This window comes from Pseudorhodoplanes sinuspersici (assembly GCF_002119765.1).
In the GTDB taxonomy this organism is placed as follows: Bacteria; Pseudomonadota; Alphaproteobacteria; order Rhizobiales; family Xanthobacteraceae; genus Pseudorhodoplanes; species Pseudorhodoplanes sinuspersici.
Genome location: NZ_CP021112.1, coordinates 2,890,992 through 2,905,782 on the forward strand (window position 1 = coordinate 2,890,992; position 14,791 = coordinate 2,905,782).

General features: G+C 62.5%; 14 protein-coding genes and 1 pseudogene. 10 read left to right on the forward strand and 5 right to left on the reverse strand.

Annotation, left to right across the window (positions count from 1 at the left end):
• Positions 1 to 76: 76 nt before the first annotated feature.
• Positions 77 to 919: a class I SAM-dependent methyltransferase gene (locus CAK95_RS13950; protein ID WP_245303756.1), complete on the reverse strand. Its 843-nt coding sequence runs from the start codon at positions 917 to 919 to the stop codon at positions 77 to 79.
• 207 nt (positions 920 to 1,126) lie between these two features.
• Between CAK95_RS13950 and dnaG the strand changes: the two genes are divergently transcribed.
• The 4 genes from dnaG to CAK95_RS13970 all read left to right on the forward strand — a co-directional run bounded on the left by dnaG (position 1,127) and on the right by CAK95_RS13970 (position 8,019).
• Complete coding sequence (gene dnaG, locus CAK95_RS13955) at positions 1,127 to 3,070, forward strand: DNA primase (RefSeq protein WP_086088461.1); 1,944 nt, start codon at positions 1,127 to 1,129, stop codon at positions 3,068 to 3,070.
• Positions 3,071 to 3,311: 241 nt separating this feature from the next.
• Positions 3,312 to 5,630, forward strand: coding sequence for an RNA polymerase sigma factor RpoD (rpoD, locus tag CAK95_RS13960; protein WP_245303758.1), 2,319 nt, complete (start codon positions 3,312 to 3,314; stop codon positions 5,628 to 5,630).
• A gap of 335 nt (positions 5,631 to 5,965) precedes the next feature.
• Positions 5,966 to 7,048, forward strand: coding sequence for an alpha/beta hydrolase family protein (locus CAK95_RS13965; protein ID WP_245303759.1), 1,083 nt, complete (start codon positions 5,966 to 5,968; stop codon positions 7,046 to 7,048).
• 125 nt (positions 7,049 to 7,173) lie between these two features.
• On the forward strand, positions 7,174 to 8,019 hold the full coding sequence (locus CAK95_RS13970) for a phytanoyl-CoA dioxygenase family protein (RefSeq protein WP_086088462.1): 846 nt from the start codon (positions 7,174 to 7,176) through the stop codon (positions 8,017 to 8,019).
• Between the two features lie 56 nt (positions 8,020 to 8,075).
• Here CAK95_RS13970 and CAK95_RS29210 read toward each other — a convergent pair whose 3' ends face one another.
• Together CAK95_RS29210 and CAK95_RS29215 are read right to left on the reverse strand one after the other, a co-directional pair.
• On the reverse strand, positions 8,076 to 8,321 hold the full coding sequence (locus tag CAK95_RS29210) for a hypothetical protein (RefSeq protein WP_120265410.1): 246 nt from the start codon (positions 8,319 to 8,321) through the stop codon (positions 8,076 to 8,078).
• Entirely contained in the window at positions 8,302 to 8,586 is a 285-nt protein-coding gene (locus tag CAK95_RS29215) for a BrnT family toxin (protein ID WP_120265411.1), read from the reverse strand. Before CAK95_RS29215 ends, CAK95_RS29210 begins: the two co-directional genes overlap by 20 nt.
• Positions 8,587 to 8,701: 115 nt before the next feature.
• Here CAK95_RS29215 and CAK95_RS29220 point away from each other — a divergent pair.
• The 4 genes and pseudogenes from CAK95_RS29220 to mbfA all read left to right on the forward strand — a co-directional run.
• Positions 8,702 to 8,812, forward strand: a pseudogene (locus tag CAK95_RS29220) (RidA family protein); the annotation flags it as partial.
• A gap of 275 nt (positions 8,813 to 9,087) precedes the next feature.
• The gene (locus CAK95_RS13980; RefSeq protein WP_086088463.1) at positions 9,088 to 10,023 is read left to right on the forward strand and encodes a DUF817 domain-containing protein; all 936 of its coding nucleotides are present in this window, start codon (positions 9,088 to 9,090) and stop codon (positions 10,021 to 10,023) included.
• 47 nt (positions 10,024 to 10,070) lie between these two features.
• Positions 10,071 to 10,448: a ribosomal maturation YjgA family protein gene (locus tag CAK95_RS13985; protein ID WP_245303760.1), complete on the forward strand. Its 378-nt coding sequence runs from the start codon at positions 10,071 to 10,073 to the stop codon at positions 10,446 to 10,448.
• Positions 10,449 to 11,065: 617 nt separating this feature from the next.
• Positions 11,066 to 12,043 carry an iron exporter MbfA gene (mbfA, locus tag CAK95_RS13990; protein ID WP_086088464.1) on the forward strand — a complete coding sequence of 326 codons (978 nt, stop codon included), beginning with the start codon at positions 11,066 to 11,068 and terminating at the stop codon, positions 12,041 to 12,043.
• Positions 12,044 to 12,064: 21 nt separating this feature from the next.
• Here mbfA and CAK95_RS13995 read toward each other — a convergent pair whose 3' ends face one another.
• Both CAK95_RS13995 and CAK95_RS14000 read right to left on the reverse strand, forming a co-directional pair.
• On the reverse strand, positions 12,065 to 12,466 hold the full coding sequence (locus CAK95_RS13995) for a four-helix bundle copper-binding protein (protein ID WP_086088465.1): 402 nt from the start codon (positions 12,464 to 12,466) through the stop codon (positions 12,065 to 12,067).
• Between the two features lie 122 nt (positions 12,467 to 12,588).
• Positions 12,589 to 13,056 carry a DUF6647 family protein gene (locus CAK95_RS14000; protein WP_086088466.1) on the reverse strand — a complete coding sequence of 156 codons (468 nt, stop codon included), beginning with the start codon at positions 13,054 to 13,056 and terminating at the stop codon, positions 12,589 to 12,591.
• 130 nt (positions 13,057 to 13,186) lie between these two features.
• Between CAK95_RS14000 and CAK95_RS14005 the strand changes: the two genes are divergently transcribed.
• Both CAK95_RS14005 and CAK95_RS14010 read left to right on the forward strand, forming a co-directional pair.
• Positions 13,187 to 13,876, forward strand: a complete 690-nt coding sequence (locus tag CAK95_RS14005; RefSeq protein WP_086088467.1) for a TetR/AcrR family transcriptional regulator — start codon at positions 13,187 to 13,189, stop codon at positions 13,874 to 13,876.
• Between the two features lie 78 nt (positions 13,877 to 13,954).
• Positions 13,955 to 14,770, forward strand: a complete 816-nt coding sequence (locus CAK95_RS14010) for a lytic murein transglycosylase (protein ID WP_086088468.1) — start codon at positions 13,955 to 13,957, stop codon at positions 14,768 to 14,770.
• Positions 14,771 to 14,791 lie beyond the last annotated feature (21 nt).

Genomic DNA, 14,791 nt, shown 5'->3' on the forward strand with positions numbered 1-14,791 from the left:
TAAGATGTTGGGGCCGTGAGAGTTGCGCAAACGTCACCGCAAAGCATGCAATTTATCAGTGGGGCCTCTAGCCGATCTACGCGCCGCCCGGCTTCTCCGCCGCAATATAAAGAAAAATGGCGGCATGCTCGCGCCAGCGCGCGAGCCAGGGATGGGCGGCGGCCATCTCTTCGGTCGGCCGCGGCTCGGTGAGGCGCGTGATGCGGAAGCCCGCATCGATCAGCCCGTTCACATAAGTCTCGAGACGGCGGGGAAAGCGCGGCACCTCGAATTTTTCAAACAGCTCCGCCTCGGGATCCTTGCTGAAGCGCCAGCGTTCGACGAAGGAACCCTCGTCGAAATAGCGGCTGACGACGAGTTCGGTGTCGCGCCCCTCCGCGTCCTTCAGCCAGCGGATGCCGGGTGTGACGAAGCAGGGGTGGAGCACGCTGAAGATAAAGGGCGCGCCCGGCTTCAGCAGCCGGAACGTCTCCCGCGCGGCGGCCGGGAAGTCCGGGCTGTCCATCAGCGCCATGGTGGAGACGGCCGCATCGAAACGGCCATCGGGAAAGGGCGTGCGCGTCGTATAGGACGCGACGTCATAAGCGATGCCGAGCGGCTCGCGTTTCTCCTCGGCGTGGGCGGCGGCAATCATCTGTGGCGACAGGTCGATGCCGGTCATGCGCGCGCCACGGCGGGCGAGAAGCCGCGTATTGGTGCCTTCACCGCAGCCGAGATCAATCACATCGCGGCCGGTAAGGTCCGGCAAGGCCGCAAGGAAGCTCGGATTGTTGAAAGCCTCGCGGTAGAGATCCATGCCGGCGCGCACGCGGTCCGCCCACAGGTCCGCGTTGCGGTCCCAGGCCTTGCGCACCTCATCCTCATCGATCGGCATGGCTCGAAACCCTGAATTTTCTTCGGAGATCTTATGGGACGCCATTTTGCATCCGCTCGGCCGAGCGGGCCGTTAACGACCGGGCTTCGCAAAAGGCGAGAGGATCGGAAAGGACGGGCGCCTGGAAGAAGCTGTTTCCTGCCTGTGGAAAAGCGGGGAAAAGCCCCCAAAAATAAATAAAATCAGTCCTTCCCGACTTCGCCTGGATCGGACGGCTATCCTCGGGGGACACCGATTCGGTATAGCCACCCCATGCGCTTTTCGCCCCAGTTTCTCGAGGAACTCCGCGAACGCCTCCCGGTGTCGGAGGTCGTGGGCCGCCGCGTGAAGCTGAAAAAGGCCGGGCGGGAATGGCGCGGCCTCTCGCCCTTCAATCAGGAAAAGACGCCGTCGTTTTTCGTCAACGACCAGAAACAGGCGTGGTTCGATTTCTCCTCCGGCAAGAATGGCAGCATCTTCGATTTCGTGATGATGACCGAAGGCGTCGCCTTCCCCGAAGCCGTCGAGCGACTGGCGGCGATGGCCGGCGTGCCGATGCCGAAGGTGTCGCAGGAGGAGACCGTCCGCGAGCAGCGACGGAAGACGCTGCATGAAGTGATCGATCTTGCCGCCAGGTTTTTCGAAAGCACGTTGCAGTCGCGCGCCGGCGCCAAGGCGCGCGGCTATCTCGCCGATCGCGGCATCGGCCCGGAAACGCAGGTGCGCTTCCGCATGGGCTATGCGCCGGCCGACCGTTTCGCATTGAAGGAGCATCTCGGCCATCAGGGCGTTCCGGTCGAAGACATGATCGAGGCCGGATTGACGATTGCCGGCGACGATATCCCGGTGCCGTATGATCGCTTCCGCGATCGCGTGATGTTTCCCATTCCCGATTGGCGCGGACGGCTGATTGCATTCGGCGGCCGTGCGCTCGATCCCGAAGCACCGGCGAAATATCTCAACTCGCCGGAAACGCCGCTCTTCCACAAAGGCTCGATCCTGTTCAACGGCGCGAAAGCGCGGCAGGCGGTGCATGACGGCAAGGCGCTGATTGTCGTCGAAGGCTATGTCGATGTGATCGCGATGGTGACGGCGGGTTTTGAAGGCGCGGTGGCGCCGCTCGGCACCGCGCTGACCGAAGAACAACTCGGCCTTCTGTGGCGCATCGCCGACGAGCCGATGCTGTGTTTCGACGGCGATAAAGCGGGACGCAGAGCCGCCTATCGCGCGGTCGATCTGGCGTTGCCGAAATTGATGCCGGGCAAGAGTCTGACCTTCGCCATGCTGCCGGAAGGGCAGGACCCGGACGATCTCATTCGCTCCGGCGGCCGCGCGGCGATGGACGAGGTGCTGAAAAGCGCCCGCCCGCTCGCCGATATCCTCTGGATGCGCGAGACCGAAAGCGCCGCCTTCGAGACGCCGGAACGCCGTGCCGCTTTGGAAGCGCGTCTCGGCGAGATTCTCAATGGCATCGGCCATGAGGCGGTGCGGAAATATTACAAGCAGGATTTCGATGCTCGCGTACGGGCCTTGTTCATGCCGCCGCAGGGCCAGGGCTTCGAACGCGGCCGGCGCTACGAAACAGCGGGACGGCGCAGCGGCGGCGGCAACCAGCGCGGCAACTGGCGGGGTGGGCAGCGGCCGATGCCCGATCCCTTCGCGGCGCCATCACCCCGGATCGGGCAAAGTTCGCTGGTCCGCGGCCATCGCAGCGCCATGCCGCCGCGGGAGGCGCTGATCCTGATGGCAGTGATCGAGCACCCCTGGCTTTTGGAAACCCATCTCGAGGAATTCGCCGAGATCGAACTGGTCCATCCCGACGCCGATCAGCTCCGCCGGGCGGTGCTGGAGACCGCCTCAGGCGAGACGGCGATCGAGAGTGAAACCCTGAAACGGGATCTGGCAGCACGCGGCCTCGACCCCCTGATCATGCGGGTTCGCGGCGCCATCACCCATACTTCGGACTGGCCGGCCCGCGCCGGAGCCGGAGAAACCGATGTTTCTCAATGGTGGGCACACATCGTTACCTTGCATCGCAAGACACGCACGTTAAATAGGGAGCTGAAAGACGCAGAGCGCGCGCTCGGGGACGATCCGAGCGAAGCCAATTTTGCCTGGATCCGGGACGTTCAGAACAGGCTCGCGGCCCTCGAGGGAACCGAGGCGCTCATCGAGGGCTTTGGAGCGTCGTCCGGGCGGTCCGTCAGGGGGTCTTGAGTTTTGCGGCCCGGCATGCATTTCGGGCAAGCTTTATGGGAATTGCCCCGTATCTGGGGCTTTTTTTAGCAAAGGCACGGGATCCTTTTAGGGTTAATCCCCACTTAAGGGAGCCCGGCGACAGTCGGTGTGTTGATTCGGCAACCTCGGGCGCATGGACTCAGCGTAAGATCGAGTCTCTCGCCATAGGGTAGGGGTGGTCGATACGGCGGGAGAACCCCGCTGCGGGAGAGAGAACTAAATGGCGAGCAAGAGCGCGACCAGCAAGACGGCGGCCAAGGTCAAGACCTCCATCAAGAATACCGTCAAATCGCTGGTCAAGTCCGCGACCGGAAAGGCCGCGTCCAAGCCTGCGCCCGCCAAAGAACCAGTGAAGGAACCAGTGAAAGTCACCGCCAAACCTGCTGCGAAGGCGCCCGCGCGCCCAGAGCCCGTCCGCCCCGCCCAGAAAACCGCCGTCAAGGCCGTATCCGAAAAGGAGGCCGTGAAGGCCAAGGTCGGCCAGACCAAGGATGAAGCCGCCGAGAAGGACAAGGACGCCGAGGCGACACCGGATACGCCGCTGCCGTTGCTCGACCTGTCCGATGCCGCCGTCCGCAAGATGATCAAGCAGGCAAAGAAGCGCGGCTATATTACCTACGAGCAGCTCAACGCCGTGATGCCGTCGGAGGAGGTCACCTCCGAGCAGATCGAGGACACGCTGTCGATGCTGTCCGAAATGGGCATCAACGTCATCGAGCAGGACGAGGCGGCGGACGAGGACGGCGAGAAGGAAGAGGACGACGACGACGAGGGTGGCGAGCTGGTCGAAGTCACCGCCAAGCCGCTCGCGACCACCGAAAAGAAAGAGCCGTCCGAACGCACCGACGATCCTGTGCGCATGTATCTGCGCGAAATGGGCTCGGTCGAGCTCTTGTCGCGCGAAGGCGAAATCGCCATCGCCAAGCGCATCGAGGCCGGTCGCGAGGCGATGATCGCCGGGCTCTGCGAAAGCCCGCTGACCTTCCAGGCGATCATCATCTGGCGCGACGAACTGAACGAGGGCAAGGTCTTCCTGCGCGACATCATCGATCTGGAAGCCACCTATGCCGGCCCGGATGCGAAGATGCCGGCGCCGGTCGGCCCCGACGGCAAGCCGCTGCCCGGCTCTGAATTTGCGGAGGCGTCGCCGCCATCCGCCCCCGCGCAGGCGACGCCGTTCAAGGCCTCGCCCAGCGTCGCCGATGGCGAGGAGAAGGACCCGGCCGAACTCGCCGCCGAAGCCGACATGGACGACGACGAGTTCGAGAACTCGATGTCGCTCGCCGCGATCGAGGCCGAGCTGAAGCCGAAGGTGCTGGAAACTTTCGACACCGTCGCCAACGAATACAAGCGCCTGCGCAAGCTGCAGGAGCAGGATATCGAGCTGCGTCTGAAGTCGGACTCGCTGTCGCCCAGCCAGGAGCGCAAATACAAGAAGCTGAAGGACGAGATCATCACCGCGGTGAAGTCGCTGCGCCTCAACCAGGCGCGCATCGACTCCCTCGTCGATCAGCTTTACGAGATCAACAAGCGCCTGGTCGGCCTCGAAGGCCGGATGATGCGTCTGGCCGAAAGCCATGGCGTCGCGAGAGACGACTTTCTGAAGAACTATTTCGGCTCGGAACTCGATCCGCGCTGGGTCAACCGCGTGTCGAAGCTGTCGGCCAAGGGCTGGAAGAACCTTGTCGCCAACGACAAGGAGAAGGTGAAGGATCTGCGCGGCGCCATTCACACGCTCGCGGCCGAGACCGGCCTCGAGATCGGCGAATTCCGCAAGATCGTGCATTCGGTGCAGAAGGGCGAGCGCGAAGCCCGTCAGGCGAAGAAGGAAATGGTCGAGGCGAACCTCCGCCTCGTCATCTCGATCGCCAAGAAATACACCAATCGCGGCCTGCAGTTCCTCGACCTCATTCAGGAAGGCAATATCGGCCTGATGAAGGCGGTCGATAAGTTCGAATACCGCCGCGGCTACAAGTTCTCGACCTACGCGACATGGTGGATCCGGCAGGCGATCACCCGTTCGATCGCCGATCAGGCCCGCACCATCCGCATTCCGGTGCATATGATCGAGACGATCAACAAGATCGTCCGCACCTCGCGGCAGATGCTGAACGAGATCGGCCGCGAGCCGACGCCGGAGGAGCTGGCCGAAAAGCTCGGCATGCCGCTGGAAAAGGTGCGCAAGGTTCTCAAGATCGCCAAGGAGCCGCTGTCGCTCGAAACGCCGATCGGCGACGAGGAAGACAGTCACCTCGGCGATTTCATCGAGGACAAGAACGCGATCCTGCCGATCGATGCGGCGATCCAGTCCAACCTGCGCGAGACCACGACGCGCGTGCTCGCCTCGCTCACCCCGCGCGAGGAGCGCGTCTTGCGCATGCGCTTTGGCATCGGCATGAATACCGACCACACGCTGGAGGAAGTCGGCCAGCAATTCAGCGTGACGCGCGAACGTATCCGCCAGATCGAGGCGAAGGCGTTGCGCAAGCTGAAGCACCCGTCACGCAGCCGCAAGCTGCGGTCGTTCCTTGATAACTGAGATCGTAAGTCAGTACTGACTTATCGCGTGTAATTGCCGGGCTTGACCCGGCAATCCATCGAAATAGAAGCCCCGGCGAAAGCCGGGGTTTTTTGTTTGTGCCTGCGTCTTTTGAGGAGGAGCGGAGAGTGTGGAGCAAGCAGAATCAAAACGCCGCGCTCAGCAATGGGCGCGGCGTTTTGATTTGTTGCTGGAATGTAAAGATGCGGCGGCTGGCTCACTTAAGCCGCTTTTATGACCGCGATAGAGATCGGGTGAGATCGACGCCTGCGGGATGATCCGGTTCAGCGCTCCGGGTTCACATCTCCCGGCTTTTGGGTCCATGAGGGGGCTTCATGCAAACGGGCATGCAAACGGAATTGAGCGGCACGGGCGTTGCGGCGTGCTGGCGGCTTTTCGGTGCCCTGTTGCTTGCGCTGGTGCTGACCGGCGCAGCCGCGACCGGCCCGGCGCGCGCGCAATCCCCGGCAATATCTCAGGCGACACCCAATGCGTCGGCCTTTCGCATCGTCGATTTCGACTGGGTCGATGGTGCGCGTTCGCGGCCGGTTCCGGCCCGGCTGCATTGGCCGAATGATGTCGCGCCCGGCGCACGCATTCCGCTGATCGTGTTCTCGCATGGCATGGGCGGGTCCCGCCGCGGATACAGTTATCTCGCGCGATACTGGGCGTCGCGCGGCGTCGCGAGTTTGCACGTTCAGCATGCGGGCAGCGACACGTCGGTCTGGGCCGGCAATCCTCTGACCCTTGTGCAGCGATTGCAGCAGGCGGCGCATGAAAGCGAGGCGCTGGCGCGGGGCCTGGATGTGCGGTTCGCACTGGACCGCGTGCTGTCGCGCGATGTCGGCGCCTATGAGGCACAGATCGACCGCCAGCGGATCGTCGTGGCCGGCCACTCGTATGGCGCCAACACGGCGCTGGTGGCTGTTGGCGCTGGCGTGATGCGCGAAGGCCGGCGGATGGAAGCGAAGGATCCGCGCTTCGCGGCGGCGATCGTCATTTCCTCGCCGCCGTTTTACGGGGAACCGCAGCTTGCGCCGGTGCTCGAGAATGTCACGGTCCCGACGCTGCATGTGACATCCACCGGCGATGTCATCAAAATTCCCGGATATTACTCGGCGGCGGCCGACCGGCTGGCGATCTACAACGCCATCGCGACGCCGCGCAAAGCGCTGGCTGTGTTTCAGGGTGGATCGCACAGCATGTTCACCGATCGCCCGGGGACCGGTGGCCTCGATCTCAATCCGAAGGTGAAGGCGGCCACGGCGGAGCTGTCCCTGGCGTTCCTCGACCTGGTGTTTGACGGTGACCGGACGGCGATGGCGCGCTGGAATGCCAAATGGCAGCCGATCATGGCGTCGTCGCCGGGCGCGCCGCCCCTTCTCCGTCCGGTCGCGCGGTCCAGCGTGACGCAGTGACATCGGCATGTTCGATCCGGCAGGATCACGCACGCCGCGCATACGCTTCGCCAGGGCGCGCACCGGCTCGACAACGGCCGCCGATGTCTGCATCCTGATAGGCCCCTGCACGGTGATGGCAACGTGTGACACACCATTCCCCGACATTCGCCGAGACGGGTTTTGCGCTTATCCCGTCCTTCCTCGCGCTGCGCGACGTGTCGGCGCTGCGCGCCGCCGTGGACAAAACGCTCACCGCGCCGCGGCATGCCGGCATGAGCCGGCCGGGTAACGATCTGCTGCCGCTGCGCTGGGATGACGCGATCGTCGCCCGCTGTCTCGGCTCGCCGCGCTGCATGGCGCTGTTGCGCAGCGTGCTTGTGCCGCGCGATCTGAAATGGCTGTCAGCTTACGTCACCAGCAAGGCGCCGTTGAGCCCGGCATTGTGGTGGCATCAGGACTGGTGGTGCTGGGACCATCCGGTCAGTTATCAAAAGGTGGCGCCGCAGGTCGCGGTTCTTTGCTATCTCACCGACACCGGCGTGGAGAATGGCGCGCTGCGCGTTCTGCCCGGCTCGCATCGCACCGGCGGCACGCTTCACCGGGCGCTGCCCGAGCCGCATTCGCAAGCGGCGAATGGGCTGCCGGAGGATCACGCCGCGATGGCCGATCATCCCGGGCAGGTGACGCTCGCGCTCCACGCCGGCGATGCCGTCGTGCTCGACTACAGGCTTCTTCACGGCACGCATGCCAACCGCAGCGCGGAGCGGCGCGATTGCATCCTGTTGTCCTTCGTGCCCGCCTGGCGCGATCTGCCGGCGGAGATCCGGGCGCACATGATCGCGCATCCGGCTTTGCCGGACGCCGGGGAAAGCGGCGCCCGCCGCGGCTGCGCCTATGCCGATCTGCTGCCGCAGTTCGACGGCGAGCCGGCGAGCCTTCCGGTCAATCGCCTGCCGCCGGCGGATTTCGCCGCGCACGAGGGCGCATAGCCGCGCGCAAGCCGGGTTTTTGTTTGCGCGTGTCTCACACTTCGCGCGAAAACGCTTTAGCCTTTCGCCTTGCCCTGCTTCTCCGCATATTGATCCACCAGCGCGCGGATCATCCGTTGATAGGGTACGCGCCGCGCCTTGGCCGCGCGCTTGAAGAAATCCAGGCTGCGCCGTGACAATTGCAGAGTCACCTTCACCGTGTCGTCGCGCGCGACGAGTTCATCGGGCGAGGGCAGGAAGTCTTCGATCACGCGCGCGCGGCCGATTTCGCCCGTGGTGTATTTAACGGTTTTTCTGCTCATAAATTCTCTTTCCTTTCCGCCAATAGCCTGCGCCGAAGATGCGGATGCGTCCCTCCCGCCAGGTGAAGCGCACGGTCATCACGCCGCCATCGACCCATCCGAAACAGAAATAGCGTTGCTCCTTCTCGCTGTGGTCGATGTCCTCCGCGATGACACGGCGCGGATCGAAGAAGGCCTGCTGCGCGAGGCGAAACGCGATGCCGTGCTTCTCCCGGTTCCGGCGATCCTTCGCCAGATCCCATTCAAAATGCGGTTTGCGGCTCATGATATGGTTATTTAGCCATATAAAACAATGGTCAAAAAATGAGTTTGTGGAGCGATTTTACATGACCTATGTGGTCGGCTACGACCAGACTTTGCTGCCGGTGATGACGGAACATGTGCAGGCGATGTTCGGCGTAGCGCTGCCGGCGCAGACGCTGGTGCCGGTCCCGCGCCTCGCGCTCGACGGCATGCTGTTCGAGGTCGACGCGGTGGTCGTGCTCGATTGAAGTCGCGCGGCCGCGAACACGTGCTCAGCGCGCCGTGTTTGGTTGTTTGTGTTTGACAGCCTCTCCACCCCACACACTCCCCGCGAAGGCGGGGACCCAGAATGCAAACGCCGCGCTCAACAATTGGGGGCGCTGGCGTTTACTGGGTCGCCCGATCAAGCAGAACGATGACAATATTGTGCCATCATTGTTAGGCTCGATTTTGCGCATTCCTAGAAATGCCATCGCCGGGGCACCCCCGGCGCTTTTTTTGAGATTTATTGCAAGGGATCATCATGTTCGACGCGCGCTCGGCCGCAAAAGAGAACGGAAGCTCGGCGGCAACATGGGCTGCGCTCAGGCCCTTCATCGAAACGGAACATCGTGTTGCATCTTGGATGGCGGAGCGCCGGAGTACGGCCCTCGTCTACGAGTTTCTGCGCTTCGGCATGAAACAGGCTTGGGCGTGCCTGTTTGGTGGCATGATGGTCGTGCTTCTGGTCGTGACCCACTTTTGGTATCCGGCGACGTTGCCTCTGGCGCGCTACGATTTCCTGTTTCTGGCTGCGCTGGCTCTACAAGTTTTTCTGCTGGCGTTCCGGCTCGAGACGTTCGAGGAAGCCAAGGTCATTCTTGTTTATCACGTGGTCGGTACAGCCATGGAGATTTTCAAGACCTCCGTGGGCTCTTGGATCTATCCCGAACCGAGCTTCTTCCGGATCGCCGGCGTGCCCCTCTTTACGGGCTTCATGTATTCCTGCATCGGCAGCTACATATGCCGCGCGTGGCGGCTCTTTCATTTCGAATTCTCGCACCATCCGCCGACCTGGGGACTGGTCGTTTTGAGCATCGCGATTTACGTCAACTTCTTTGCGCATCACTACGTTTTCGACATTCGCCTTGCGTTGTTTGCGGTGACAATCCTGCTCTTTGCACGCACGACCGTCTATTTCACGAACTGGAAAATTCAGCGTTCGATGCCACTGCTTCTTGGCCTTTTCCTGGTCTCGGTCTTTATTTGGATATCGGAGAATGCGGGCACCTTCAGCAGAGCGTGGATTTATCCGAACCAGACGAAGGCGTGGACGCTCGTCGGTGTCGGCAAGCTGGGGTCGTGGTTCCTGCTTCTTGTCATCAGCTACACGTTGGTTGTGCTTATCAAGAAGCCGATATCCGTTAGGCAAGGGAAGCGATTGTCCGCCGGTGCTGCGGAAAGTGTCGGTGTGCCGTGACCTTGTTCAAGGCAGAGGATAATCGACACTCGACTTTGAAGTTGCGATTGATCTACGCAGCCTTGGGGCTGGCCCTTGTTGCGCTCGGTTTGCTGTGGCGCTGGCCCGTTCTGAATTTGCCTCCCGTGGTCGCAAAGTATGGCGGATCGGTTCTGTGGGGCGTGCTTGTCTACGTCTGTGTTCGGGTGGCGTTGCCGAACGTTGCCATCAGAATCGTCGTGGTGCTTGCGGCTGTGTTCGCCGCTTTTGTGGAGTTCAGCCAACTATTGCATTGGCCGCCATTAGATACGTTTCGTAATTCGACGTTTGGGGCTCTGCTGCTCGGCCGCGTGTTCTCCTGGTGGGATATTGTTTCGTATTGGATCGGAATTGCCGTGATGGGGGCGCTGGATTGTTGGGGCAGGTGGCCGGAAAAAGAAGGATAGCGGCACGATTGTATCGTGCGACTCGCGTCCGCCGAAGGCGCGTCTCAAGGCCCGGTTTACGGCCGTCTTGACAAAATTCCTATCTAGGACTATATGCCTTCTCATCCCGTCCCCGCTGCAAGGGGCGTTTCATGAGCGTCGTGAGACGCGGGGCGGGATGCGGTGGTTGTGCTGTGGGGAGGACGTGACCTCGCGGCATGACCGGTTCAAGCCTTTGTCCCGTCGGGCGTGGCCGCCCGGCAGGAAATACGGTGGAGGATTGTCCACCGGGGACGAGGAGCAGACCGTCAAACACCGCGCGCGGAACGCTGGAATCGTCCAGCTTTTCCGTGGTGCTACCAATCTCATGCGCTTTCCATTTTGCGCATGGGGCCGCGGGCAGGCTGAGAGCCCGGCGTTCCGCGCGCCCTTGTGCATTGGGTGTACCCAATGCGCAACGCGAAAAAGGGCAACGGACTATCTGGAATACGGGCGCGCCCGCGCCGGCGAAAGAACAGGGCCGGCGGAGCTTTGTCTTTTTTGTCGTCCCCGGAAGGTGGGGCGACAACGGAGGCCGCTTGCCGGGCCGGACGGCCGGGCGTATCTAGATTATAATCGTTCCAATCTGGAAAAAGCCCATGTTCTCCGCCTTCGGTTCGCGCCGCAACTTCACCGATCTGTCCGAAGCCGAGATCCTGGCGCTGGCGATTTCGTCGGAGGAGGACGACGCGCGCATCTATGCCAGCTATGCCGAGCAGCTCCGCCACGATTATCCGGCGACGGCGGAGATGTTCGACGCCATGGCGGCGGAGGAGGACGGGCATCGGCGCCTGCTGATCGATACCTTCCAGCGGCGGTTCGGCCGCGTCATCCCGCTGATCCGGCGCGAGCATGTGGCCGGCTATTATTCGCGCCGCCCGGTCTGGCTCATTCAAAATCTCGGTCTCGATCGCATCCGCTCCGAAGCCGCGCGGATGGAAGACGACGCGGCGAATTTCTACACCCGCGCGGCGCAGGCGAGCAGCGATCCCGATACGCGCAAGCTCCTTGGCGATCTTGCCGCCGCCGAGCGCAAGCACGAGCATCGGGCCGAAGAGCTGAATGCCGACGCGGCGGACACCGGCACGCGCAAGGAAGAAGACGAGAAGGCGCACCGGCAATTCGTGCTGACCTGGGTGCAGCCGGGACTTGCCGGATTGATGGACGGTTCGGTGTCGACGCTGGCGCCGATCTTCGCCACCGCGTTCGCGACGCAGAACACCTGGACGACCTTCGTGGTCGGGCTCGCGGCCTCGGTCGGCGCCGGCATCTCCATGGGCTTCACCGAAGCCGCGCATGACGACGGCGTCATTTCCGGGCGCGGCTCACCGCTCAAGCGCGGGCTTGCGTCAGGGGTGATGACGACGCTCGGCGGCCTCGGTCACGCATTGCCCTATCTCATTCCGGAATTCTGGACGGCGACGGCGATCGCCGGCATCGTCGTGTTCTTCGAGCTGTGGGCGATCGCCTTCATCCAGAACCGTTATATGGAAACCCCGTTCATGCGCGCGGTTTTCCAGGTGGTGCTCGGCGGTTCGCTGGTGCTCGCCGCCGGCATTCTGATCGGCGGGAGTTAGCGACTTTATGGAAAACGCCGTTCAATGCATTTTGCGTCCGGCCTCCTGGCAGGCCTGCATGCAGCGGTGGCAGGCTTCCCCGCAGATGCGGCAATGCTCGTGCTGCGCCGCGTGGCGCATGCATTCATCGCCGCAGAGGCGGCAGGCGACCGCGCAGCTGTCCAGCATGCGGTGCATCATTTCTTCGTCGGAGCCGGTGCGCCGGGTGACGATCCGGCCGGTGATGTTGCAGATGTCGGCGCAATCGAGATTGAGCCGGATGCACTGGGTCAGGTCCTTCACCTTGTCTTCGGCGAGACAGGCGTCGGCGCAGGAGGTGCAGGTCTGCGCGCAGGAATAGCATTCCTCGATACAGCGAATGAGCGCGTCGCTGGCTTCGCCGCGCATGCTGGGATGGCTGCTGATCATTTGCTGGGCTTGCATGGCGTGTTCTCCAGGGTTTGTGGCCCCCGGCACGACAATCCCGGCAAGGCTGAAAAGTTCTGCGGGTCTGCATGCACATCCCCACCGTTCGGCATCCTCACGGTGAGAATAGAAGAACTCCCTTATAATCCACAGGATGTGCTGACCCGCAGTGTGAAGGCATCGAGATCGAAGTCATCGAACAGATTGCGGCCGAACATATTCAGCCACTTGTCCTGCGCGGCATAGGCCAGTTCCTCTCGCGCCGCCGGGCATTCGTAACGCAGTCCGCCTTCGCGCTGGACGTGATGGACCATTTCGTGGACCAGCACCGACAGATCGGCCGGGTTTTTGCTGTTCCAGCCTTCGGTCAGAAAAATCGTGCCGGTCGGCTCATCGTAAATCGCCACGGCCTTGCGGCTTTTGCCGTTCGTGTCGTTGCCGCCAACGGTTGCGAGCAGAGCCTGTTGTGCCTGCGGCGTGAAAGCTCTGTATCGCTTGAACAGAATTTCCTGCGCCGACACGACTTCCACTTTGGGCGGCTCGGATATCGCCGGTAAACCAAAATTGAACGAAAGCCATAGAGCGATCATTGCAAGCAGAGAGTCCATGCGAATCTCCTCTTGTCTGTCGCCGTCACGCGTGCCGACAATGTGTGCTGGCAAATGTAAGATCGCTCTGTAGGCCCGCGCGGGACCAGCGTAAAGTCACTCTCGCGTATACATCGCTCAGGGTCTCGCCATGCCGCGATCATCGCAACAGACGCATGCCCGCATTGTCGATGCCGCTCACGTCATGTTCTGGCGCAACGGCTTTGTACGCGCGTCTCTCGACGACATTGCCGATCAGGCGCACGTCACCAAGCGCACGCTGTATCAGCATTTCCGCAGCAAGGATGATTTGATGGCAGCGGTGTTGTCGCAGGCGAGCGAATTGTCGATGCAGCGGCTGCGTCGATATTTCGATCAGACCTACGATACACCTGCCGCATGTCTCGATGTGTTGTTTGGCGATCTGGCGAAATGGGCGGCAAAGCCGCGCTGGACGGGTGCCGGCTTCACGCGCGTTGCGATCGAACTCGCCGATCTGCCCGGCCATCCCGCCCGCATGGTGGCGCGCCGTCACAAGCAGACGGTTGAGGCCAGCTTCGTTGCGATGCTGGAGAAGACGAATGTCCCGTCTGCCGTTGAACGTGCTCGTGAGATCATGCTGCTGTGGGAAGGTGCCATGACATTGACGCTGATCCATGCCGATCGTGGCTATATCCTTGCGGCCGCCGAAGCCGCGAAACGGCTGCTGGAGAACCGCGACGCGATTTCGCCGTCGCGCAAGCATCGGGCCGGCCATATCAGCCCGGCGCTGAACCCGGAGGCGCAAGTACCTCCGGGATACGGTGAACAAGCCAGGGGCATTCGCGGGCATCGCCGTTAACCGGTCTGTGCCATCTCGCCACTTCTTTTGCCGCAATCGTCATGCGATAAGGGCGCCGGGGATTTTTTGAGGATTCGCATGTTTTTCCGACCTGCCGCCGTCCTGCTCGCCACCCTCCTGTCCGCCAATCTGATGACCACCCGGCCCGCCGATGCGGCGCAATGCGGTGGCGATTTCAATCGCTTCATCGCCGAATTCTCGCGCGAGGCGCAGGCGCAGGGAATTTCCCAAGCGACGCTGAATGCCGGGCTCAATGGCGTCACCCACGACCCGGCCGTCATGGCCTTCGACCGGCGCCAGCGCGGCACCTTTCGCAAGACCTTCGAGGAATATGCGGCGACGCGCGTCGGCCCGGCCCGGATCAAGCGGGCCAAGGCGATGATGATCAGGCATGGCTCGACGCTCAGCCGGGTCGAACAGCGCTTCGGCGTGCCGGCCGAGCTGATCGTCGCGATCTGGACGATGGAGACCGACAACGGCGCCGACATGGGCAAGCTGCCGGTGATCCGCACGCTGGCGACGCTGGCGCATGATTGCCGCCGCACCGAGCTGTTCCAGAGAGAGCTGATGGCCGCTTTGCAGATCGTGCAGCGCGGCGATCTGCCGGTGCGCGACATGGTCGGCGCTTACGCGGGCGAGATCGGCCAGACGCAATTCCTGCCCTCGTCCTACATCAAGTATGGCGTCGATTTCGACGGCAACGGCCATGTCGATCTGCGCCATTCGGTGCCGGACGTGCTTGCCTCCACCGCCAATCTGTTGAAAGTCAATGGCTGGAGACCGGGTCAGCCGTTCACCATCGGGACACCGAATTTCGAGGTGATGCGCGAGTGGAACAGGTCGGAAGTCTATCGCCAGACGCTCGGTTACTTCGCGGAGAAGATCAGGAACTAGTTCGACCGCGCCGCGCGCCGA

Excerpts from the sequence above, each read along its gene's own strand:
- CAK95_RS13950 (WP_245303756.1), bottom strand. The coding sequence starts at position 919 with ATGGCGTCCCATAAGATCTCCGAAGAAAATTCAGGGTTTCGAGCCATG.
- dnaG (WP_086088461.1), top strand. The coding sequence starts at position 1,127 with ATGCGCTTTTCGCCCCAGTTTCTCGAGGAACTCCGCGAACGCCTCCCG.
- rpoD (WP_245303758.1), top strand. The coding sequence starts at position 3,312 with ATGGCGAGCAAGAGCGCGACCAGCAAGACGGCGGCCAAGGTCAAGACC.
- CAK95_RS13965 (WP_245303759.1), top strand. The coding sequence starts at position 5,966 with ATGCAAACGGGCATGCAAACGGAATTGAGCGGCACGGGCGTTGCGGCG.
- CAK95_RS29210 (WP_120265410.1), bottom strand. The coding sequence starts at position 8,321 with ATGAGCAGAAAAACCGTTAAATACACCACGGGCGAAATCGGCCGCGCG.
- CAK95_RS29215 (WP_120265411.1), bottom strand. The coding sequence starts at position 8,586 with ATGAGCCGCAAACCGCATTTTGAATGGGATCTGGCGAAGGATCGCCGG.
- CAK95_RS13980 (WP_086088463.1), top strand. The coding sequence starts at position 9,088 with ATGTTCGACGCGCGCTCGGCCGCAAAAGAGAACGGAAGCTCGGCGGCA.
- mbfA (WP_086088464.1), top strand. The coding sequence starts at position 11,066 with ATGTTCTCCGCCTTCGGTTCGCGCCGCAACTTCACCGATCTGTCCGAA.
- CAK95_RS13995 (WP_086088465.1), bottom strand. The coding sequence starts at position 12,466 with ATGCAAGCCCAGCAAATGATCAGCAGCCATCCCAGCATGCGCGGCGAA.
- CAK95_RS14000 (WP_086088466.1), bottom strand. The coding sequence starts at position 13,056 with ATGGACTCTCTGCTTGCAATGATCGCTCTATGGCTTTCGTTCAATTTT.
- CAK95_RS14005 (WP_086088467.1), top strand. The coding sequence starts at position 13,187 with ATGCCGCGATCATCGCAACAGACGCATGCCCGCATTGTCGATGCCGCT.
- CAK95_RS14010 (WP_086088468.1), top strand. The coding sequence starts at position 13,955 with ATGTTTTTCCGACCTGCCGCCGTCCTGCTCGCCACCCTCCTGTCCGCC.